This window comes from Halobacillus sp. B23F22_1 (assembly GCF_043497005.1).
GTDB lineage: Bacteria > Bacillota > Bacilli > Bacillales > Halobacillaceae > Halobacillus_A.
Map to the genome: position 1 here is coordinate 1,158,060 of NZ_JBIEKE010000001.1, position 21,202 is coordinate 1,179,261.

Annotated in this window: 16 protein-coding genes; 7 read left to right on the forward strand and 9 right to left on the reverse strand. The window is 40.1% G+C overall.

Features of this window, described 5'->3' with window-relative positions:
* Positions 1-62 precede the first annotated feature (62 nt).
* From nadB to ACGTNH_RS05950, 4 genes are all read left to right on the forward strand, one after another.
* A complete protein-coding gene (nadB, locus tag ACGTNH_RS05935; protein ID WP_394585717.1) occupies positions 63-1,619 on the forward strand; it encodes an L-aspartate oxidase in 1,557 nt (518 codons plus the stop codon).
* Entirely contained in the window at positions 1,600-2,448 is an 849-nt protein-coding gene (gene nadC / locus ACGTNH_RS05940; protein WP_394585718.1) for a carboxylating nicotinate-nucleotide diphosphorylase, read from the forward strand. The genes nadB and nadC overlap by 20 nt, the downstream gene beginning before the upstream one ends.
* Positions 2,448-3,554: a quinolinate synthase NadA gene (gene nadA / locus ACGTNH_RS05945; RefSeq protein WP_394585719.1), complete on the forward strand. Its 1,107-nt coding sequence runs from the start codon at positions 2,448-2,450 to the stop codon at positions 3,552-3,554. The genes nadC and nadA overlap by 1 nt, the downstream gene beginning before the upstream one ends.
* Before the next feature lie 130 nt (positions 3,555-3,684).
* Entirely contained in the window at positions 3,685-5,367 is a 1,683-nt protein-coding gene (locus ACGTNH_RS05950; RefSeq protein ID WP_394585720.1) for a catalase, read from the forward strand.
* 37 nt (positions 5,368-5,404) lie between these two features.
* On the opposite strand, the gene ACGTNH_RS05955 is transcribed toward ACGTNH_RS05950, so the two are convergent.
* From ACGTNH_RS05955 to ACGTNH_RS05970, 4 genes are all read right to left on the reverse strand, one after another.
* The gene (locus ACGTNH_RS05955) at positions 5,405-5,563 is read right to left on the reverse strand and encodes a hypothetical protein (RefSeq protein ID WP_394585722.1); all 159 of its coding nucleotides are present in this window, start codon (positions 5,561-5,563) and stop codon (positions 5,405-5,407) included.
* Positions 5,564-5,584: 21 nt separating this feature from the next.
* The gene (locus tag ACGTNH_RS05960; RefSeq protein WP_394585724.1) at positions 5,585-6,604 is read right to left on the reverse strand and encodes an AimR family lysis-lysogeny pheromone receptor; all 1,020 of its coding nucleotides are present in this window, start codon (positions 6,602-6,604) and stop codon (positions 5,585-5,587) included.
* Between the two features lie 335 nt (positions 6,605-6,939).
* Positions 6,940-7,968 (reverse strand): AimR family lysis-lysogeny pheromone receptor, encoded by a 1,029-nt coding sequence (locus ACGTNH_RS05965; RefSeq protein ID WP_394585726.1) that lies wholly within the window; start codon positions 7,966-7,968, stop codon positions 6,940-6,942.
* A 373-nt stretch (positions 7,969-8,341) separates the two neighbouring features.
* Positions 8,342-10,018: a M4 family metallopeptidase gene (locus tag ACGTNH_RS05970; protein ID WP_394585727.1), complete on the reverse strand. Its 1,677-nt coding sequence runs from the start codon at positions 10,016-10,018 to the stop codon at positions 8,342-8,344.
* Between the two features lie 308 nt (positions 10,019-10,326).
* Here ACGTNH_RS05970 and ACGTNH_RS05975 point away from each other — a divergent pair, with 308 nt between their 5' ends.
* The gene (locus ACGTNH_RS05975) at positions 10,327-12,360 is read left to right on the forward strand and encodes a catalase (RefSeq protein ID WP_394585728.1); all 2,034 of its coding nucleotides are present in this window, start codon (positions 10,327-10,329) and stop codon (positions 12,358-12,360) included.
* A 132-nt stretch (positions 12,361-12,492) separates the two neighbouring features.
* Here ACGTNH_RS05975 and ACGTNH_RS05980 read toward each other — a convergent pair whose 3' ends face one another.
* Positions 12,493-14,676, reverse strand: a complete 2,184-nt coding sequence (locus tag ACGTNH_RS05980; RefSeq protein ID WP_394585729.1) for an FUSC family protein — start codon at positions 14,674-14,676, stop codon at positions 12,493-12,495.
* Between the two features lie 153 nt (positions 14,677-14,829).
* Here ACGTNH_RS05980 and ACGTNH_RS05985 point away from each other — a divergent pair, with 153 nt between their 5' ends.
* Positions 14,830-15,732 (forward strand): DMT family transporter, encoded by a 903-nt coding sequence (locus ACGTNH_RS05985; RefSeq protein WP_394586143.1) that lies wholly within the window; start codon positions 14,830-14,832, stop codon positions 15,730-15,732.
* Between the two features lie 161 nt (positions 15,733-15,893).
* Here the strand turns inward: ACGTNH_RS05985 and dhaM are convergent, their stop codons facing one another.
* The 3 genes from dhaM to dhaK are packed head-to-tail and all read right to left on the reverse strand — an operon-like array spanning position 15,894 to position 17,903.
* Entirely contained in the window at positions 15,894-16,271 is a 378-nt protein-coding gene (gene dhaM / locus ACGTNH_RS05990) for a dihydroxyacetone kinase phosphoryl donor subunit DhaM (protein ID WP_394585730.1), read from the reverse strand.
* A 3-nt stretch (positions 16,272-16,274) separates the two neighbouring features.
* Positions 16,275-16,889, reverse strand: coding sequence for a dihydroxyacetone kinase subunit DhaL (gene dhaL / locus ACGTNH_RS05995; protein WP_394585732.1), 615 nt, complete (start codon positions 16,887-16,889; stop codon positions 16,275-16,277).
* Positions 16,890-16,907: 18 nt separating this feature from the next.
* Positions 16,908-17,903, reverse strand: a complete 996-nt coding sequence (gene dhaK / locus ACGTNH_RS06000; protein WP_394585733.1) for a dihydroxyacetone kinase subunit DhaK — start codon at positions 17,901-17,903, stop codon at positions 16,908-16,910.
* Positions 17,904-18,104: 201 nt separating this feature from the next.
* On the opposite strand from dhaK, the gene ACGTNH_RS06005 reads away from it, so the two are divergent.
* A complete protein-coding gene (locus ACGTNH_RS06005; protein WP_394585734.1) occupies positions 18,105-19,682 on the forward strand; it encodes an EAL domain-containing protein in 1,578 nt (525 codons plus the stop codon).
* Positions 19,683-19,739: 57 nt separating this feature from the next.
* On the opposite strand, the gene ACGTNH_RS06010 is transcribed toward ACGTNH_RS06005, so the two are convergent.
* Positions 19,740-21,161 carry a hypothetical protein gene (locus ACGTNH_RS06010; RefSeq protein ID WP_394585735.1) on the reverse strand — a complete coding sequence of 474 codons (1,422 nt, stop codon included), beginning with the start codon at positions 21,159-21,161 and terminating at the stop codon, positions 19,740-19,742.
* Positions 21,162-21,202: the final 41 nt, after the last annotated feature.

Consider the following 21,202-nt stretch of genomic DNA (forward strand, 5'->3'; position numbering starts at 1 on the left):
TAATCTATTAAAATATATGTAAATATAAGTGTCAATACACTTGTAAGGTTAAGGTGAATACTATGAGAAAAAATGATGTCATAATCGTTGGAAGCGGGGTAGGGGCACTGCAGCTTGCTGTTCATCTACCCACGCAGTTGAATGTGAGGATTATCACAAAGTCTTATATCAACAATAATAATTCCTATTTGGCACAAGGTGGAGTTGCTGCAGCCGTCGCTCCTAATGATCATCCATATCTCCATTACGCAGACACACTCGAAGCAGGAAGGCAAATAAATGACCATGCTTCTGTTTATCAACTTGCTGAAGAAGCACCAAGAATCATTGAAGAATTAAGACGCTTTCATTGTAAATTGGATACAAATGACATCAATGAACTGCAGCTCGGGAAAGAAGGAGCACATAGCCAGGCCAGGATCGTCCATGGAGGAGGAGACCAAACAGGCGCTTCAATTGTAGATTGTTTACTAAATAAGATCAGTTCAAATGTTCGGGTAAATGAAAATGAATTAGTATATGACTTGCTTGTTAATGAAGAGGGCCGCTGTTATGGTGTAAAAACGTTCGACGAGAATGAAGAGGTACATACTTTAACGGCACCACATGTTGTATTAGCTACAGGGGGTTGTGGAGAGCTTTATACATTTACCTCCAACTCAATACAATCTACTGGTGAGGGCATCGCATTAGCTTATTGGGCCGGGGCAAAGGTGAAAGATATGGAATTCATTCAATTTCACCCGACTTTACTCTATACGAATGGAAAAACCAGAGGACTAATAACAGAAGCGGTTCGAGGGGAAGGGGCACGTCTAGTAGATGATACAGGGAACTACCTTATGGATGGTGTCCATCCAATGGGTGATCTGGCTCCTCGGCATATCGTTGCTCAAACAATTTTTCATTCTTTGAAAAATAATCATCCTGTTTATTTAGATTTAACCCCTGTACCTAATTTCGAGCAACGTTTTCCTACAGTGGCAAAGCTATGTAGAAAATATCACTTTACAAATAAAGTCCCCGTCGCCCCTGGAGCTCATTTTCTTATGGGCGGCATAGAAACCGATCAACGAGGAAGTACAAGCGTCCCCGGTCTTTATGTGATTGGTGAAGCAGCTTGCACTGGAATACATGGTGCTAATCGTCTGGCAAGTAATTCCTTGTTGGAAGGATTGATTTACGGCAAAAGACTCGCTCACTATATTAAAAACCAAAAGAGAGAATTTAACATAAAACTCGTTCCAAAGCATAAGCCCCCTGTTAATCTTCCGAGCCATCGTTTACCGGAAATCAAAGAGATTCAAGGTCAAATGATGGAGAATGCAGGAATCATCCGACATGAAAAGTCGCTGCAAAGACACTTAAGCTGGATCGAATCCTTCAAACTTGATCAATGGCTTCGTGTGGACTTTGCAAAGCTTAGCAAAAAGCAATGGACAACTATAGCAATGCTGCAAACGAGTTTATTAATAACCAGAGCTGCTTTAGAACGTACGGAGAGTCGAGGGGGGCACTATCGAAGTGACTATCCCTTTGAATCTGAGAATTGGGTAAGAGAACATACGGTTCAGTGTATAAAAGAAATGAGGGGAAATTATGAACCAGCTAAAAGTTAAGAAAGCATTAGAATATTTTTTTATTGAGGATATTGGAGATTTAGACGTAACAAGTGATTATTTATTTAAAGATCATGAAGCAGAAGTACAGTTTCAGGTGAAGCAGGCAGGTATATTTTGTGGAGGTTCTGTTATTTCAGCAGGGTTTCAGCTAATCGATTCCTCTACTCAAGTGCATTTATTAAAGGAAGACGGAGAAAAGGTTTCTCCCGGGCAGGTCGTAGCAAGTGTTAAAGGCAGACAGGCCAGTTTATTAAAAGGAGAGCGGGTGGTATTAAACCTTATTCAACGAATGAGCGGAATCGCTACCTTAACAGCTTTGGCCGTAAAAAAACTAAATAGTGAGCACACTAAAATATGTGATACAAGAAAGACCACACCAGGCCTTCGAATGTTTGAGAAGTATGCAGTAAGGACGGGGGGAGGATTTAATCATAGAAATGGGTTATATGATGCTGCGATGATTAAAGACAACCATATTGCTTTTGCTGGATCTATTACTAAAGCCGTACACCATTTGCGTCAGAGACTCGGGCACATGGTGAAAATTGAGGTAGAAACAGAGACTGAAAATCAGGTAAGGGAAGCCGTTGAGGCAGGAGTGGATTGCGTGATGTTCGATAATCGCACCGTACAAGAGATTCAGCATTTTCTCCAACTCATCCCTCCTCAAATAATAACTGAAGCTTCAGGATCGATTAAGGTGGAGAACCTTTCGAAATACAGCAATTGCAGGGTCGACTACATATCTTTAGGTTGTTTAACTCACTCAGCTGCTTCTTTAGACATTAGTTTAAACGTTAACCAATTAGAAAGGGGAATGTTATAATGACTATTTTTGACACAATGCAGGCTTCTACTCCAGTAATTCCTGAAAAATACACCCAAATGAATGCAGATGAACTTACATATCGGATTTGTGAAATTAAAGAAAAGATGGGACCAACGTTATTTCTACCCGGGCATCATTATCAAAAAGATGAAGTGATCCAATTTGCTGATGCCAGGGGGGACTCTTTACAATTAGCTCAACTATCTGCTTCCCACCATGAAGCGGAGTTCATTATTTTCTGCGGGGTCCATTTTATGGCAGAAACAGCAGATATTTTAACTAGAAACGATCAAAAAGTATATCTTCCAGATCTTCGTGCAGGCTGTTCAATGGCTGACATGGCTACTTTTAATCAAACAGAGAAGGCTTGGAGCCGACTAATGGATGTTTTTGATGATTCCATAGTTCCCTTGACCTACGTGAATTCAACAGCAGCAATTAAATCTTTTGTAGGGAAGCACGGGGGAGCAACAGTGACTTCTTCGAATGCTGAGAAGATGATCAAGTGGGCTTTTAATCAGAAAGAACGTATTCTTTTTTTACCCGATCAGCATCTTGGCAGGAACACTGCCTATAACTTAGGGATCCCTTTGGAACAAATGGCCGTCTGGGACCCTATTAAAGAAGTGCTAATACATGAGAAGGATATAAAAGATGTAAAAGTTATATTGTGGAAAGGGCATTGTTCAGTACATGAAAATTTCACTGTTTCAAATATTCATCACATACGGGAAAACTATCCAGACATGAAGATCATTGTACACCCTGAATGCAGTAGAGATGTAGTTTCACTCTCCGATCATGCAGGGTCTACAAATTACATTATTAAGACGATTGATCAGGCTCCTTCTGGAAGCTCCTGGGCGATAGGAACAGAGATGAACTTAGTCAATCGAATTATTCATCAGCATCCTGATCAACAAATAGTTTCACTTAACCCCAATATGTGTCCTTGCTTAACGATGAATCGAATTGATCTTCCCCATTTAACATGGTCTTTGGAAGCCATTGAGGAAGGAAAGCCGGTCAACCAAATAGAAGTGGACAGAGCGATAGCTGTCGATGCAAAGAAAGCCCTGGAACGTATGTTAGAAAGAACATAATAAGTTATTAGCCCTTACTGGTTTAATTGTAATTTATGGAATAAAAACCCTCCATTTTAGAAAAACTGTAAAAGTACAAAGTCAGCTGACATTCAGTAAAGAAAGACACTTTTATAGAGGAGGAGTTTAAGTGGATAATGAGAACCAACGCACAGGAGGTCCACAAGATCAACGCTTTTCTAAACAGGACGAGAGTGAAAAAACATTAACCACTCGGCAGGGTCACCCCGTTCGTAACAATCAAAATATAAGAACGGTAGGAAATAGAGGCCCGGCAACCCTGGAGAATTATGATTTTATTGAAAAAATATCCCATTTTGACAGAGAGCGTGTACCTGAACGTGTGGTTCATGCTCGGGGAACAGGGGCTCATGGCTACTTCGAAACATACGGAAAAGTCGGTGATGAACCAGTTGAGAAGTATACACGAGCGAAGGTGTTTTCAGGAGCTGGAAAGAAAACCCCTGTCCTTGTACGTTTTTCAACGGTGACCCACCCGGCTGGTTCTCCTGAAACACTTCGTGACCCAAGAGGGTTTGCGGTGAAATTTTATACAGAAGATGGGAACTGGGATTTAGTAGGGAATAACTTAAAGATATTTTTTATTCGAGACGCTATGAAATTCCCTGATTTGATTCATGCTTTTAAACCCGATCCGGTTACGAATATTCAAGGTAGCGAACGGATTTTTGATTTTATTAGTGGTACGCCAGAAGCTATGCATATGATCACCTTCTTGTTCTCTCCATGGGGAATCCCAGCTAACTATCGTCAAATGCAAGGTTCTGGAGTGAACACGTATCGCTGGGTAAACAAGGAAGGAAAAGCCACCTTAATTAAATATCACTGGGAGCCCCTTCAAGGTATAAAAAATTTGACGCAGGAAGAAGCAAGTGCTGTACAAGCGGAAAACTTTAATCATGCGACTCAAGATTTATACGAAGCCATAGATAAAGGAGAGTATCCTGAATGGGAGCTCTGTGTGCAGATGATGGAGGATCATGAACACTCCGAGCTTGATTTTGATCCATTGGACGATACAAAAATTTGGCCGGAAGATCAGTTTCCTTTCTTAAAAGTAGGAAAGATGGTACTTAACAAAAATCCAGACCATCACTACAACGAGATCGAACAAGCAGCATTTGGAACAGGAGTCCTTGTGGATGGCCTTGACTTCTCTGATGATAAAATGCTTCAAGGACGGACATTCTCCTATTCCGATACGCAGCGTTATCGAGTCGGTTCCAACTATTTACAATTACCTGTAAATGCTCCTAAAAAGCATGCAGCGACGAACCAGGAAGGCGGACAAATGTCATATTACGTGGACAGACCTAAAGGTGTAAATCCACACGTAAATTATGAACCCTCCACCTTGAATGGTTTGACAGAATCAGAACACGAAGTAAACCATCATCAACCTCATGCAGAAGGAAAGCTGATCAAAGAAACGATTGATCGAGAGAATAATTTCAAGCAGGCCGGAGAGAGATATCGTCTCCATAAAGATTGGGAGCGAGAAGAACTAATCACAAATCTAGTCAATTCATTGAAGCCGTGCCAGTCTCATATTCAGAATAAAATGATTCACTTATTTACTAAATGTGATGAAGATTACGGAAAGCGGGTAGCTGAAGGATTAGGCAAAACAATAGAAGAAGCAAATGCTGAAATGAGCGGGGAGTTTGCTGATGAAATTACTCCTTCAAAAGGAAAACTTCCCCAAAATGGTGGATCTCCAATTGGAAATACAGGAGCCTCAGATGCTGTAGATGAAGCGCAAGAAAAAGGACATGACGCAGAACCATATTAAAAAGAAAAGCAGCGGGAGCACGCCCGCTGTTTTTTGATTAACCTATACCCCCATCCCCAGGATCATGGGACTGTATCGATATAATTATTCCAATTCCGCCATCTCCGGGATCCTTCTTAGCTACATTTGAACTTTCCGCCGAAATAGAAATCACTAACCCTAGTACGAGTAACAGACTTATGAACCACTTTCTCATTCATTTCCCTCCTCAATAAATTTAGTTAAGCCGCTTTAAGTAAAGTTTCGGCAGCATTGCGAAAAATAAATCACCATTCTCTTCAACAAACCTTTCATGCGCACGACGAAGTATCTTTGAATTTTGAGTAGCTAAACCTAAATAGCTTTCTTGAAACGGGGTTAACGTTGGCAGACTCGTTAATATAGAACGAGCCTTGTCCCATTCGTTTTCAGCAAGGGCAATATGCGCTGTTTCTACTAAATCTGAGGTTGTCATGTTATCCGTACGGTAATGAAAGGCAGCTATAAATGGAATGGTATTATTCTTTAAAATCTTGGTTATAGAAGAAAGACCATGGATGTCAGCGATTTTCAATGCTTGGTCAGCGTGATACATTGAAGAGTCATAATCTTCAAAAACATAGGTAAGTGATAGGTTAAGGTGCATAGCACTTAAATTTTGAGGCGCAATGGCTTTACTAATATATTTAAATGCATATTTTCTAGCTAGAATAAGGTTGTTCGTTTTCCAGTAATGGTGAAAAGACAGCTCATCAAAACGAAGGTTCATGTAGTAATAGAATAAAGGTTCTTTCACGGCAAGCAGATGAACACAGCAGAGATCTATGTATTTATCTAAAGCCGTATACCTTTTTAGGTCGTAGTACATATAAATCATAATAAATAAATGCAGACATTTAAGCGAAGGATGCTTGAAAATAAGAGCTTCGAATTCTTGTAACTCATGGAGAGAAAAAGCTTTTTCCCTCCTCTTTATTAACATTTCATATAAAGAAGAAGGATCTGGATGATTGTTCTTAGAATGCAGAATCGTTTCTAACTCAATGATGTAATCATTCATATATAGAAATTCAAAACAAGCCAATTGATCATCAACTGTGTAAAAGGGGGTTTTCATACAATATTCTTTTGTGAGCTCGGCTGCTCTTTCATTGGAGTGTGATTTTAAGAAGAAGTGGTAACGCTCATAAACTTTAGAGGAATGATTCATTTGAAATTGAAGGAGGTGGACGGGTTCAATAAGAGTGTGACTATTCATTTAGAGACCTCGACTTTCCTAGATTTAACATTAATTATATACATCATTGTAGAAAAGCAAAAGGGATTTTACATAATTATCTTAATTTATACAAAATTAAGCAGAAAATATTAAAGAACCCGGGTTCAAAACTAAATCATCTTATTAATTTCAGTTCGAATTATTTAATTTATACCATTGCTTTCGTCAACTCGCGCTTTCGCGGGCAGAGCCTTAGATTCCTCAGAAACTAAGAACGCTTTCCTGAAGAATTAAGGCTAGTGCTGTTCCCGCGGGAATTTTCTCATTTTAACTACGTTCGTTTTTCCCATCACTGTTTTAATTTTTTCCGAGTCTCATACATAATCTTTTATTCTTTTTTCATATTCCAGAGGAAGGCGGGCAAAGAAAAAGTCATTGAGTTCACATTTAAAACGTTTATGAGCGTGTAGTAGTAGTTCTTTATTTAAAGTGGCGATCCCTAAATAGGTTTCTTGAAATGGAGTCAATTCATCAAGTGCAGCCAGGCGTTCTGTTGCTTTATCAAGGTTCCCCTCAGCGATGGCAATGTGAGCCGTTTCAACAGGATCCGGACTTAAGATGCCTTCAGTATTCTGATGAAACGCACAAATAAATGGAATCGTGTGGTTTTCAATAGAAGCGACGGCGAAGACTAAATTATTTTCCTTAGCGATTGATAGAGCAGTTCGGGCATATTCGTACGCTGTATCGAAGCTATCGAACACATGACTTAATGCTAAATGGTGATTCATCTTGCAGAGCTCGCTTGGTGAGATAACTTTATTAATAAACTTATACGCGTATTTTCTTGCTAATAGAGTCTGGTTCATTTTCCAGTAGTGATGAAACGTAATCTCATCCAAACGAAGCTTCATATAATAGTGAAACAGCGGTTCATTAATTCTATGAACAGCATGAATACATAAATCCATATACTTATCAAAACCAGCATATTGTTTTAAATCGTAGTATCCATAGACGATCGTAAAATAATGTAAGCATTGAATTGAGGGGTGGGTAAAGTTGAGGGATTCCAACCAGCGTAACTCCTGATAGGTTAGTAGTTTTTGCTTTCGAGAGAGAAGCACATGGTAAAGAGCAGCTGCTTCATAAGTGAAGTGAGGAGAGTGAATCAATGCTTTTACTTCATCATGATAATCGTTCATATATAAAAATTCTAAACGGGCCAGTTGTTCTTCTAAGGATAGTGGATCTGTTTTTAAGCAAAATTCTTTTGTAAGCCGGGTAGCTTTGTCTTTTGGATGCATTCTTAAAAGATGGTGGTAGGTTTGGTAAATATCAGAAACTGTATTCATTTGGATTTTCATGATAGAACTTGGTTCTATTAAGTTATGACACCCCATTTACGACTCCTCCATAACTATGGTTTTTTATTCTATTATATACTACCCATCTGGAAAATAAAGAAAAATGTTTACCAGTCGGAGGAAAATGACCTACACGCGGACGAGCGCCCGAGCTTCCTCTCGAAATCCACGCTCGGTGATCTCGGCTCACTCGTTCTTCTGCAGGAGTGGAAGGGGCCTTCGCTCCTTAGATTTTCTTTGGCAGCTGTCATGAGCACTTGTGGCGGGCGAGCGACAATAAATCAGCTTATCCCGTTCTTTAGTGTACTGATAGATAAAATTTAAGTAAAAATGCAAAAATTTAAAGCTGTCGATAACTTTCTTGACAGCCTTAGAGCGTCAGTATCAACTGACGCCCTGACCTTGTCTATTACTCTGTAATACCCACTTTGTTTAACCCATCTTCAGTTGCAGCAGCTTCTTCGCTCCCTTCTCCATAGATGTCTTCAGCTGATTGAATCAGTACTTCTCGAGCGTGACTAAAATCAGAATCTGGCGTTAAATAGATGTTTAAGGCACGATAATAGATTTGACCCAGCTTTTCTTTTCCTATTTGTTCGCCAGTAAGGTAAGCCGCATGATTAATGATCGATGAATTAATGTGAACCCCGCCATTATCCAGATCACTGGGGAGGTCATAATATTCATCCATGTGTGAAGGATACATGCCACTGCCATTTCCATAAGGAGTATAATCTTCTCCTACAGGATATTTACTTGGGTGGCTCAAACTTCTAAGAGAAGTTCTTCCGGAATCTTTAGCTTCTTCCGCCATGATATCTTCGCCAATTTCCCAATCATTTTCGTCGACTAACGCGCCGAATATATCAGAAAAAGCTTCATTAAGAGCACCTGATTGGTTGCGATATTTTAATCCTGCTGTATGAGTGGTTACACCATGAGCCATTTCGTGTGCAGCCACGTCCAGCCCTGCGGATAATGGAACGAAAAACTCTCCGTCTCCATCTCCATAAGTCATTTCACTTCCATTCCAGAAAGCGTTATTGTATTCTTCACCGTAATGTACGTTAGAAACAATAGCCATACCTTCTCCATCAATCGAATTGCGATCATGTTCCTCAAGATAGTATTCATAAACTTTCTCTGAATTATAATGAGCGTCTACAGCAGGACGGTCATAATCTTCTTTAAAGACAGCTCGATGAGAATTGAAAATTTCACTAGAGTTAAATCCCCACTCGTTTTTTAAATCATTTGTATAAATACCATCTAAATTATCATGAGAATTATCGTATAGATAAAAAGATGTTCCTCTGTCGTTTTCTTTATCATTTTTATGGGTGATATGTAATTGACGTCTATCCCCTAACACACCAATTCCTGTTCCTTTAGAAGATTTATAGTCTTTAGCATGCATAATAGCGTTGTACTGATCAATAACCTCTCCAGTCTTAGCGTTCACGTAAATATACCAATTCCCCGGTTGCTCACCTAAGAAGTTTACGTTTACTTTGTAGGCAAAGTAGTTGTTGTCGTTAAAAGGATAAATGACAAGTTCTGATGTAGGAGATTCCTCCAACTTGTCTGGTGCCTCTACTGCTGCTTCTGCAATTTTGACGCTTTCGTCTTCGGACAACGAAGCTTTTGTATTTATTTCCTCAGATTCGACGGATGAACTGAACTGGCCATTTACAGCTTGTACTTTGTTATTTTTGTCATAATGAACGGTTACTTCATGGCCTTCTACAGGAAAACCATTTTTTTGTTGTTTCATTTCGACATGAGTTAACCCCAGCTTGTCTTTTGATACCTTCGCGGAACTTAGACTTTCTTCGGGTAAGTCAATGTTATATTTCTCTTTGTTGTTTTTTAGGTGGGCTTTTGCAGCATTTTCGTTTGCGGAAGTAGCTTGAGCTTTATTCGCTTGCTTTTCTTTTACAAAAAAAGGCTTATTTTCGTTTGATTGGCTGAAATTATTAGCAGTATTTGCTTGAAGGTTTACAGCCTCTGTATGTACAGGTGCAATGTTGCCTATGAATAAAGCAGATGATAAGACAGCGATGGGCAAAACATATTTTTTCTTCAAAATAAATTCCTCCTTTAAAAGATTAATTACAATTATAGAAAAATATAGAATATTTACCCAGAGTCAATCGAACTGTTTGAAATATTCGAAAATTTGTCTTTTCATTGGTTAATTATGCCAAAATTCACAGGAAACGTTCATTTTAATACGATTAAACACAAATGTCTTTCACAAGTTAACATATGATAGTGATAAAGTAGGGTTAAATTTATGGAATTAATTGAAAACGGTTTATTTCGTAAGCAAAAGAGGTATCTGAATATAGTATTCGATTATACATATTTCTACAAATTAAGGAGGAAATCAGGATGACAAACGAAAATAAGAAGAATGAAAAATTAGAGCAGTTTAGAACGGATGACCGCGGAAAGAAAATGACGACGAATCATGGAACAAAGGTGTCGGAAGATGAATTCTCCTTAAAAGCTGGAGAACGTGGACCAACATTAATGGAAGACTTTCATTTTAGAGAGAAAATGACTCACTTTGATCATGAAAGAATCCCTGAACGAATAGTACATGCGCGCGGTTTTGCAGCTCATGGGGAGTTCGAGCTTTATGAATCTATGAAAGAGTATACGAAAGCTGGATTTTTACAAGACCCTTCAGTAAAAACTCCTGTTTTTGTTCGTTTTTCTACAGTTGCGGGTAATAAAGGTTCAGCAGAAGCAGTCCGCGATGCTCGTGGATTTGCAACGAAGTTTTACACAGAAGAGGGAAACTATGATTTAGTAGGAAATAATATTCCGGTTTTCTTTATTCAAGATGCTCTTAAGTTTCCCGATCTGGTACACGCTGTAAAACCTGAACCTCATAATGAAATGCCGCAGGCTGCTTCTGCTCATGATACATTCTGGGATTTTGTAGCTAACAATCAGGAGTCCGCACACATGGTTATGTGGACTATGTCTGACCGCGCCATCCCGCGCAGTTTCAGGATGATGGAAGGTTTTGGAGTTCATACATTCCGTTTCGTAAACGAACGTGGGGAAGCCCACTTTGTTAAATTTCATTGGAAGCCTGTCCTTGGTACGCATTCGCTCGTATGGGATGAAGCGCAAAAAATTAACGGAAAGGATCCGGACTTCCATCGCGGGGACCTTTACGAATCGATTGAAGCTGGGGATTATCCAGAATATGAGCTTGGTGTACAAATCATTAAAGAAGATGAAGAGTATAACTTCGACTTTGATATTCTTGATCCTACGAAACTATGGCCTGAAGAAGATGTTCCCGTTAAAATCATTGGAAAGCTGACGCTGAACAGGAATGTCGATAATGTATTTGCTGAAACGGAACAGGCGGCTTTCCATCCTGGAAATGTTGTACCAGGTATTGATTTTTCTAATGACCCGCTCCTGCAAGGACGTTTGTTTTCTTATACAGATACTCAGCTTATTCGACTCGGGGGACCAAACTTCCACGAGCTTCCGATCAACCGGCCAGTTTGCCCATTTCATAATAACCAACGGGATGGGTACAGCCGCATGACGATTAACAAAGGACCGGTCAGTTATCATAAGAATTCATTGGCAGATAATACTCCAGAACCTGCAAGTGAAGAAGAAGGAGGGTTCACTCATTATCAAGAGAAGGTGGAAGGTCGAAAAGTAAGGGCAAGAAGCGAAAGCTTTAAAGACCATTTTTCACAAGCAACCTTATTTTGGAACAGTATGAGTGATGCGGAGAAACAGCATATCATCCAAGCCTTTAGCTTTGAATTAGGAAAAGTAAAAGATCCTTCTGTGCAGCAGCAAGTCGTAGACATGTATGCCAATGTCAGCTTAGAGTTAGCCCAAGGGTTTGCGGAAAACATTGGATGTGAGATCCCTCGAACCGGAGGCTCTGACGTGACTAAAGCTTCTCCTGCTCTTAGTCAGGAGAACTCCCCTAAGAAACCGGATACGAGAACAGTTGCTGTACTAGTGGCTAATGGCTTCGATGGCTCAGAAGTCAGCTCTATTATTTCTGCACTTAAAGACAGAGGAGTACAGCCGGAAATTGTAAGTGAAAAGCTGGGCACTATTAAAGGATCTGATGGAGCAGAGTTACAAGCAGATCACACGTTCTTAACGGGAGAATCCGTTTTATTTGATTCCATTTATGCGGTAGGCGGTAATGAGGTAAGTGAGCAGTTTCATAAGGATGCCTTATACTTTATTCAGGAAGCTTTTTCCCACTGTAAACCGATCGGTGCAACCCATGAAGGGAAAAAATGGCTTGAAGAAATTAATATTTCTGCTAGTCCAGGGGTGGTGCATGGAGATGATGCGAAAAAATTTGTAAATGAATTTATTAGTGCCATTGCTGAACATCGTCATTGGGATCGTCAGCTTGTATAAAAGAGAGAGAGACTGAGACATATCTGAATAAGGCATAAAATAATCCGAACGATTTATTGAAATCGTTCGGATTATTTATATGCCGCGTACCGGGTAACAGGTCCAAAAATTAACACTTGGTACTACGTTCTTTTACAGCTTTTCGGTACGTGGTACCCTTGTAAGTTTGTCTCCTAAAAGAAGCAACGACTGATTTATGCGCCAGATATAATAGACATGATGCACAAGATCAATGTAATGCTGATGTTCAAGAGGGGCTCCTTTCTCGATCAGTTCTCTCTCTTTTTTTAATGAAAATAATTCTTTTGAAACGTCTTCTCCATTTAGCAATTGTGTGATAGTTGTAATGTTATGGACAAGTTTTTCTTCGAGAACAGGAAAAACGTCTTGTACTTCTTTAGGAAAGCCTATATTTTTCTGATAAGAAGAGGCTACCAGGTGATTGGCGTAGTAATTTACTGCCGTGAAAATAGTGACCCACTTTGGCAGCTCAGAGTGTCGACGTGTAGCGGGATGCTGCATAACGGGCTCTGCTTCATCAAGAATGATTTGTAGTTTCTCATCGAGTATGAAGGCCTGGTCAGTCAGGGCTTTTACATCAGTGTTTTCTGTGAAGCTGCGAATGTAAGGGATAAGGTAATTTTTAAGTTCATCAAGATAGTCTGTAAATGTCTCATAAACTTTATCTCGTGTTTTTGTAGGAAATAGGAAAGAAGAGACGAGTAAAGCAATTCCAGCACCTGCAATGGTATCGATGACACGGGCGCCTAGCAGCTCAAAGCTGATCCCCCCAAGTAATAAATCATACATAAAGGCAATCAACATGGTGATAAACAGACTCATCATCATATAGGAGACTGTTAATAAGTAGAAAGCAAAGAACACGACGGCAAACAATAGAAATACTTCAAGTTCTGAATGACCGGACACTGTTTTTGCTAAAAAGAAGCCGATAACAGCTCCAAGGATTGTACCGATTGAACGTTGAAGTCCTTTTAAGTAAATACGGCCGACTGATTGAGTACCGAGTAATACAATAAAGGAAGTGAGGACCACCCAGTAGGGCTGAATCGGAGAAATGGCATATCCGACGCCAATTGAAATGGTGCCTGCTACTAATGCTTGGTATGCCTTTTTAGTAGTGGGCTCAAGTCCTTTATTTTTCACTTCTTCTTCCATTTGAGGTTGTTCTTCTCGCGTGGCTTTATCAAAACGATCAAGTGACTCTTCGTTTTTAATTCGTTGAATCGACAAGGCTGCATGAGTGACGTGGTGAGAGATCGATTCAATTCTACGAAGTAAGTACAATCGGCCTTCCGGTTCCCCTTGTTTTCTAAATAAATCGTTAATCTTGCTTTTTAATTCGTCGGTAGCCAGCTGGGCCTCTGTTAAGTTTCTTTCTTCATAATTCACTGCTAGGACATCAGCTTTCTGCAGCGATCCGATCAATTGGATAAGTAACGACCGCAAACCATTAGGCTTGATTGCTTCATCTCTTTTTAGTTGCGAAAGCGAATCGGCAAGAGTGGCAACAAACATAGCTGTATCAAATACATAAAGCTTTACTTGAGATGAAGAGAGACCCGGCCACAGTTCCTTTATATCGTGTGTATTTAAGTCGGTGGACACATGCCCGGCATAATCTCGAAGAATTTTAACGTTTGCTGTTAATCGTTTGCTGCGATTTTCATCAATCGCTTCGTCCTCAAGCATATCGAGAAGCAGCTGAAACGTTAGATTTGCTTGTCTATGAAACGAATACATACTTCTTTTTAAAAGTTGAGCTGTGCCTTTAAAAATGATGAAGTTACAAATATAAGCAATACTTATTCCAATAAGAATAGCTAAATAAAACCAAATAAATTGTTGAGGCGGCAGTTTTAAAAATGAAGCAAAGTAAACGGTTAGAAAAGCAATCATCCCCAGTGAGAAATAACGGCTTCCGAACTTAGAAAAATAAAACGCACTAAAAATGATGACAATCATTAAAGACGAGACTAAAATTACATTCCAAGCTAAGAGTGATCCAAAGGTGACTCCGCCAATAGCGGATACACTGAGCAGAAGCGTTGTTCCTTTTTTTAGTTCAGTCGTCTCATCATTAACTACCAGAATTCCCATCATACCTGCAATTCCTCCCATTATAGCGGGGGTAAGTTCAGGACCGTTAGTCATTTCGAGGATGATCAGGACGGTAAACACAGAAGACATCAAGCTGATGGTTGCTTTACCAGCTTGATGAAGCCTTTTTCGTCCTGGGTCTGAAGCAAGTAATCGGTTGTACCAGTAATTAAAAGGGAGGTGTGAGTATTTCAATAGTAAATCAACCTTTTCTTAGTAAGTAACATTATATTTTACCATAGTTTCACTGGAATTACTTAGAAAAAAGTTTTAGCTGTCATACATTTGAATTCATAGTATAGTGGGGAGAAGGTTGAAATCAAGAAATTAGGTGATAAAGTGGCACGCATGTACATATTGCTTCTCTTCGTTATGATGTTGTGGGGATTTAATGTTTCTGCGATTAAAGTGCTGGTTACAGATATTGATCCGATATTGTTAACATCGGTTCGAATATTTGCAGCAGGGATAGCTGTATTAGTGATCTTGTATTTTATGAAAATACTTCGATGGCCGACGAAAAAAGAAGTACTTCTTATCTTTTATATTGCCACATTCAATGTAATAGTTCATCATGCCTTTATGGCGATCGGTTTAAGGCTGACATCAGGAGTTAATACTGGTCTCATCGTTGGATTAGGCCCACTGTTGACGATGGTGCTTTCTACAGTTCTATTAAGTAAGCATGTGACGATTTTTAAAAGTTTGGGCTTCATGCTTGGGTTTGCCGGCGTAATTGTGACCACGCTTGTCGGATCTGGTGGAGTGACGGGGGTCTCTGTAGGTGATGTACTCGTTTTTATTTCAATTGCAGCCCAGGCGTTCAGTTTTATTTTAATCAGCAAATTAAATCCGGATTTAGATCCGCGGCTGCTGACTGGGTATATGCTCGTCCTTGGTTCTGTAATAATTTTTTTATTTAGCTTAGTTGTGGAATCGAATCCAGGTCAAATTATACAGCTGTTTGATGTAGAACTGGGTGCAGTGTTTTTGTTTAGTGCATTGATTTGTACGGCGTTTGGCCATATGGTTTATAATTTTGCGATAAGGCAGGTAGGTCCAGCGGAAGCGGCTATATTTATAAATTTCAATACTTTTTTTGCTTTACTGGGTGCTGCTTTGTTTCTGGGAGAGGCTATTAAATGGTATCACTTATCAGGTTTAGTGCTGATCGTAGGCGGAGTTCTTATTGGTACCGGGGCCGTGGAATATATGGTGCAGCGAAGACGAAACCAAACGATAGAACAATAATACAGTCAGGGGAAAACTGAAGAAAGCATAAATCATCCGAACGATTCTGTAGATATCCGTTCGGATGATTTATGTTAGATGTTTTTTTACTACGCTTATACTCTGCGTTAGTATAAATGTCTGCTTCTTTGCATCTCATTCTTATTTCATAAATCATACGTTTAATCTAACAACGCTCGCTCAGCTGCCTGTTTAACTTCTGATAAGCTTTTCCCCATGCTTGATTCAACTGCAGCTACATAAGCTCCTTCTAATAGGGGAGCATTCGCGATTTCTATATCATCAAATTCGCTCATTTCAACTGCGACTTCTGCATTCATCATGGCACTACCAAGATCGTAAATGATAAGTACTCCACTATCAGTGTATGCTCTGTCTATGGCGGTTTGGATTTTATCAATACTGGTCCCTATGTCTCCTTGATCTGTCCCGCCGGCCAATTCAACAGGTACGTCATTTGCCACTTGGTTGAGAATGTCTTTAATTCCTTCGACCACTTTTGAACTATGGGAGATTAGGACTATTCCTACTGATTTCACTGCTTATTCGCCTCCTTTGAGTGTATCGGCCAAGGACTCAAATAAGTAAAAAGAGGACACAGAGCCTGGATCAAGGTGTCCGATTGAACGATCACCAAGATAAGAAGCACGGCCTTTGGTTGCTTTCATATCTTTCGTTTTTTCCATAGCTGTTTGAGCTGTTTCAACTAAGTCATCAGGGTTGAAGTTGTTCGTAAATGCTTCTATGACCGGCGACCAAACGTCGACTAATGTTTTTTCTCCTTCCTCTGATTTTCCTCGTTGTTTCATTCCGGCTAACGCTTCTTCTAAACCAGCTTTAAACGGTTCCTGATCGATAGAGTCTTTCCCTTTAAGTGATGTTGATAATTTTAGAAAAGCTGTACCGTAGAGAGGACCGGCTGCCCCTCCGACTTTACTCATTAAAGTCATCGCTACATCTTTTAATGCATCAGATACCGTTTCATAATCTGCCCCCTCCAGTTTTTGGACGACTTCGTTAAACCCTCGTGCCATATTGATCCCGTGGTCACCATCGCCAACAGCCTGGTCGAGTGAAGTTAAATATTCCTTGTTGTTTTGCAGTCGTTCATTCGTTTTATTCATCCAAGTGATTACATCTTGTACGTGCAGTTCCATATGCATTCTCCTTATTGGTTATTTGCGAAAAGCAGGGGCGCTCGTTTCCGCATCTAATAAAGTTTTTAGTTCATCATCGAGCTTTAGCAAAGTAATCGAACATCCTGCCATTTCCAAAGATGTCATATAATCGCCTACGAAGGTTTTATGAATCGTAAGTCCTCGATCTGTTAACATCTCGTTTACTTTTTTATTTAGTATATAGAGCTCCATTTCGGGTGTAGCACCCATCCCATTAACCATGACAGCTACGTCGTCCCCGCTATTAAATTCAATATCTTCAAGAACTTTTTGCGTCAGTTCTTCAGCGATTTCTCTGGCAGAGGCGATTGGTTTTCGTTCAATTCCTGGCTCTCCATGAATGCCCGTTCCTATTTCCATTTCATTTTCTTCCAGGGTAAAGCTTGGCTTTCCAGCAGCCGGAACCGTGCAAGGAGTGATAGCCATTCCCATGGAACGAACATTGGCGACAACCTTCTCTGCCACGCTTTTCACTTCTTCTATCGAGCCGCCGGCAGCTGCTTTTGCTCCAGCAATTTTGTGAACAAAAACCGTGCCAGCAATCCCGCGGCGTCCGGTGGTAAAGGAGCTGTCTTCCACAGCTACATCGTCGTTAACAATAACTTTTTCCACTTGAATTCCTTCTGCTTCTGCGAGTTCTGCAGCCATTTCGAAGTTCATTACGTCACCTGTATAATTTTTTATAACGAGAAAAACACCTGCACCTCCATCCACCGCTTTAATAGATTCAAACACCTGATCAGGAGTAGGGGAGGTGAACATTTCTCCGCATACAGCAGCATCAAGCATTCCATTGCCTATATACCCGGCGTGGGCAGGCTCATGACCGCTTCCGCCGCCACTGACGATACTTACTTTATTAGCAATGGGAGCATCTTTTCTAACTACAACTGTGGTATCGGGTACTAGTTTAAGAGAATCTGGATGAGCTGTAATCAATCCATCTAACATGTCTTGAACGACGGATTCTGGATCATTTACAATTTTTTTCACTTTTAACCTCTCCTTTTGGTTTACTTCGACATTTACAATTTATGTTGAGAAGTATACGCTTCCATTTTATTATATTGGAGAAAAAAATACTAATTTCGAAGCGGCTGGATTAAGAAATGGAACAAATGCTCGGGATACACCTCGAATTTTGGCGAAAGTTGTCGATATAAAGATAAAATATCTTAAGGAGGGTTTGTGGCAATGGATAATCGGTCTCACGTCATTTTAGAAAAAGATTTACAAGACGCGTTATTAAACCAGGAGTTTCTGCTTTATTACCAGCCTAAAGTAGATCTAACTAATGGCGAGTTCATCGGGGCGGAAGCTTTAATTCGATGGAAACACCCTGAGCAAGGAATGATTTCCCCAGGCGAATTTATTCCTTTAGCGGAAGAGACAGGCTGGATCATTCCCATTGGGGAGTGGGTGTTACGAAACGCTTGCTTACAATTAAAAGATTGGGAGCATAGGGAACAGGATTCCATTACCATGTCTGTTAATCTTTCGGTGAGTCAGCTGCATCAACCTGATTTTCTGGAAATGGTACGGAGGATTGTTGAAGAGACACGAGTAAACCCTGAGAAGATAGAGTTAGAGATAACAGAAAGCATGATGATGGATATTGACTTTGCTTATACGATTTTAAGAGAGCTAAAAAACATGGGGTTTCAAGTCAGCATAGACGATTTTGGCAAAGGCTATAGTTCTTTGCATTATTTAAAGAAGCTTCCGATTGATAAAATTAAGATTGATCAATCATTTATTCAACACTGTACTCAAGACTTTAATGATGAAACTATTGTAAAAACGATGATTATCATGGCTCATCAGTTAAATTTTCAGGTCGTAGCAGAAGGCGTAGAAAAAGAAGATCATATCGTTTTTTTACAAAGCAATTTGTGTGATGAAGCCCAAGGTTATTTATTCAGCCCTCCTGTAGCCGCTTATGATTTTTTGACCATCGTTCGTAACGTGAATAAAGTATTGGAAAAGCATGGGCCTAATGATGATATGGTTAAAAAGAAATGGATGGAGGAAGAAATACGTACCGTACGCCAAGAACTGTGGGAAACGGTTAGAGAACAGCAGGGAATGACGCTGAAATATGTAAAGCGAGACGGGCGGTTCATCCACACATTGTGTGATGGAGAACTGCTTTATCGGTTGGGGCTCACCCCTGAACAGGTTGTAGGGCGTGAGCTTAAAGAATTTTTACCTGGTGATCTGGCTGCAAATAAAGTAAGGTATTATGAAGAAGCTTGGAATGGAACGGATAAAGTGACCTATGAAGCGGAAGTTAACGGCATTCATTACATTGCGTCCTTAAGACCTTTAATAAAAAGGGGATGTGTTGTCGAAGTTATAGGCTCGTGTGTTGATATTACTGAACGAAAAAAAGTAGAAGAGGCTCTTAGAAAGAATGAGGAAAAGTACCGTTTTATTACTGAGAATATTTCTGATCTAATAAAAGTAGTGAACGTAAATGGATTGGTAGAATACGCTTCTCCTTCTCACGAGGCGGTTCTTGGATTTCAGGCAGACATGTATAAAGGGGAACGAATTTTTGACTATATTCACCCTGAAGATGCAGAACGTGTACGATATGAATTTAATCAACTTCTTGCTACAAAACAAATCCGCCGTGCAACGTACCGACACAAACACTCTGATGGCTACTGGGTGCAAGTGGATGCAAAAGGAACACCAGTACTGGATGAGAATCAAAAAATAACTCACGCTGTAGTTGTAGCCAGAGATGTAACAAACACCCCTTCTTAATTTAGAATGTTAATTAGAAAAACTGCCTCAAATCTTGAGACAGTTTTTATATGAGCTTTAAAAAATAAATAAAGCTAGAGTAGTCGACATCAACAATCCAAGCATAACGGGAATGAAGTTTTTGCGAACAAGATCCATGACGGAAACACCACAGAAACCTGCGATGGCAATAAGGGAGGACCAAGCAATAATGGTCCCGCCTCCAGTCCATATCGACCCCATTTGTCCAATCGCTGCTAAAGTTTCCGGCTCAATGTTACTATTAGCTAAAGAAGCAGCTAAAGCTCCTGTTAAAGGAAGACCAGAGAAACCTGACCCGTCTAAACCGGTAATAATCCCAATCAACAATACACTAAATGCTGCTAAAAACGCGCTTTGAGGCAGGAATTCCTGGCTGGATTGTACTAAATCAAACAACAACGCTGGAGCCGCTTCATCCGAAATAGATAAGATACTCCCTGCAAAATCAGGACTGCCTAGAAAAAAGAAGCCTGCAATTGGAATGACTGGTCCCATTGCTTTAAAAGCAAAGACAAAGCCTTCAGTAATATGGTCACTAATGTAATCGAGGGAACGATATTTTCCAAATGCCACCGTCGAAAGTAATAATAAGATAACGGCTACACCTCCGATGAAGGCTGCGCCTTCTCCACCTTCAAATCCACCCATTCGACCTGATTCTAATTTCGTGGAAACCATATAAATCATGACGGCAAGCATGGATATGGGCACGAGTACCGCAAAAAATTTACTCCATCGATCTATGTTTTTATTACTACTCTTGTGCTCATTTTTTAGTCCCTGCATGGCCTGGATCTCTAACTCGTTTCTTGGGTCTGATTTCTTCCTAAAAGTTTTTCGATAAATAAGATAGGCCGTTCCAATAGCAACTACTCCGGTTATAAAGGATAGTACCAAAGCTTGATCCATGACGGCAGTTGTTGATATTCCCGCAGATTTTGCTGATAACCCTGGGGCTACCTGGACGATATAGTCTGAAGATAGGGCCATTCCTTGACCTGCTAAAGCCACAGCTACGGCTGCAATCATAGCCGGTAATCCTGCCCGGATGGCTGCTGGAACTAATAAAGCGCATATCAGCGGAACAGCTGGAGTCGGCCAGAAAAATAAAGAAATAATATACGTAACTCCGACAAGTACGAAGAACGAGATATGACTATTGATCATAACCTTCTGAACAGGCTCAATCATTCTCCGGTCAGCACCTAAGTCTTTTAACGAATGGAGCAGCGCTACCATGAAAGTAATGATTAAAAATATATTGAACAGTTCTTTAGCAGCCACGAGGTTTGCATTGAATATTGCTGTAAACCCACCTATTAAACTGCCATTAAAAACCCATGCTACTACAAATGTCCCTAATAAGGTGGGCAGTACTACACCTTTTCTCAAAGTCATCGTTATAATAATGAGCAGTGTAAAGAAGCCATACAGCCCGTGAGATAATGTCAATTCCACCACACATGCCTCCTCACCCCCGATTAACAGAAGGGGATAGG

Bases quoted from the DNA above. Each gene is read 5' to 3' on its own strand.
- dhaL (WP_394585732.1), bottom strand. From the start codon at position 16,889: ATGGAACTGCACGTACAAGATGTAATCACTTGGATGAATAAAACGAAT.
- nadB (WP_394585717.1), top strand. From the start codon at position 63: ATGAGAAAAAATGATGTCATAATCGTTGGAAGCGGGGTAGGGGCACTG.
- ACGTNH_RS05975 (WP_394585728.1), top strand. From the start codon at position 10,327: ATGACAAACGAAAATAAGAAGAATGAAAAATTAGAGCAGTTTAGAACG.
- nadC (WP_394585718.1), top strand. From the start codon at position 1,600: ATGAACCAGCTAAAAGTTAAGAAAGCATTAGAATATTTTTTTATTGAG.
- ACGTNH_RS05985 (WP_394586143.1), top strand. From the start codon at position 14,830: ATGTACATATTGCTTCTCTTCGTTATGATGTTGTGGGGATTTAATGTT.
- ACGTNH_RS06005 (WP_394585734.1), top strand. From the start codon at position 18,105: ATGGATAATCGGTCTCACGTCATTTTAGAAAAAGATTTACAAGACGCG.
- ACGTNH_RS05965 (WP_394585726.1), bottom strand. From the start codon at position 7,968: ATGGGGTGTCATAACTTAATAGAACCAAGTTCTATCATGAAAATCCAA.
- nadA (WP_394585719.1), top strand. From the start codon at position 2,448: ATGACTATTTTTGACACAATGCAGGCTTCTACTCCAGTAATTCCTGAA.
- ACGTNH_RS05960 (WP_394585724.1), bottom strand. From the start codon at position 6,604: ATGAATAGTCACACTCTTATTGAACCCGTCCACCTCCTTCAATTTCAA.
- ACGTNH_RS05955 (WP_394585722.1), bottom strand. From the start codon at position 5,563: ATGAGAAAGTGGTTCATAAGTCTGTTACTCGTACTAGGGTTAGTGATT.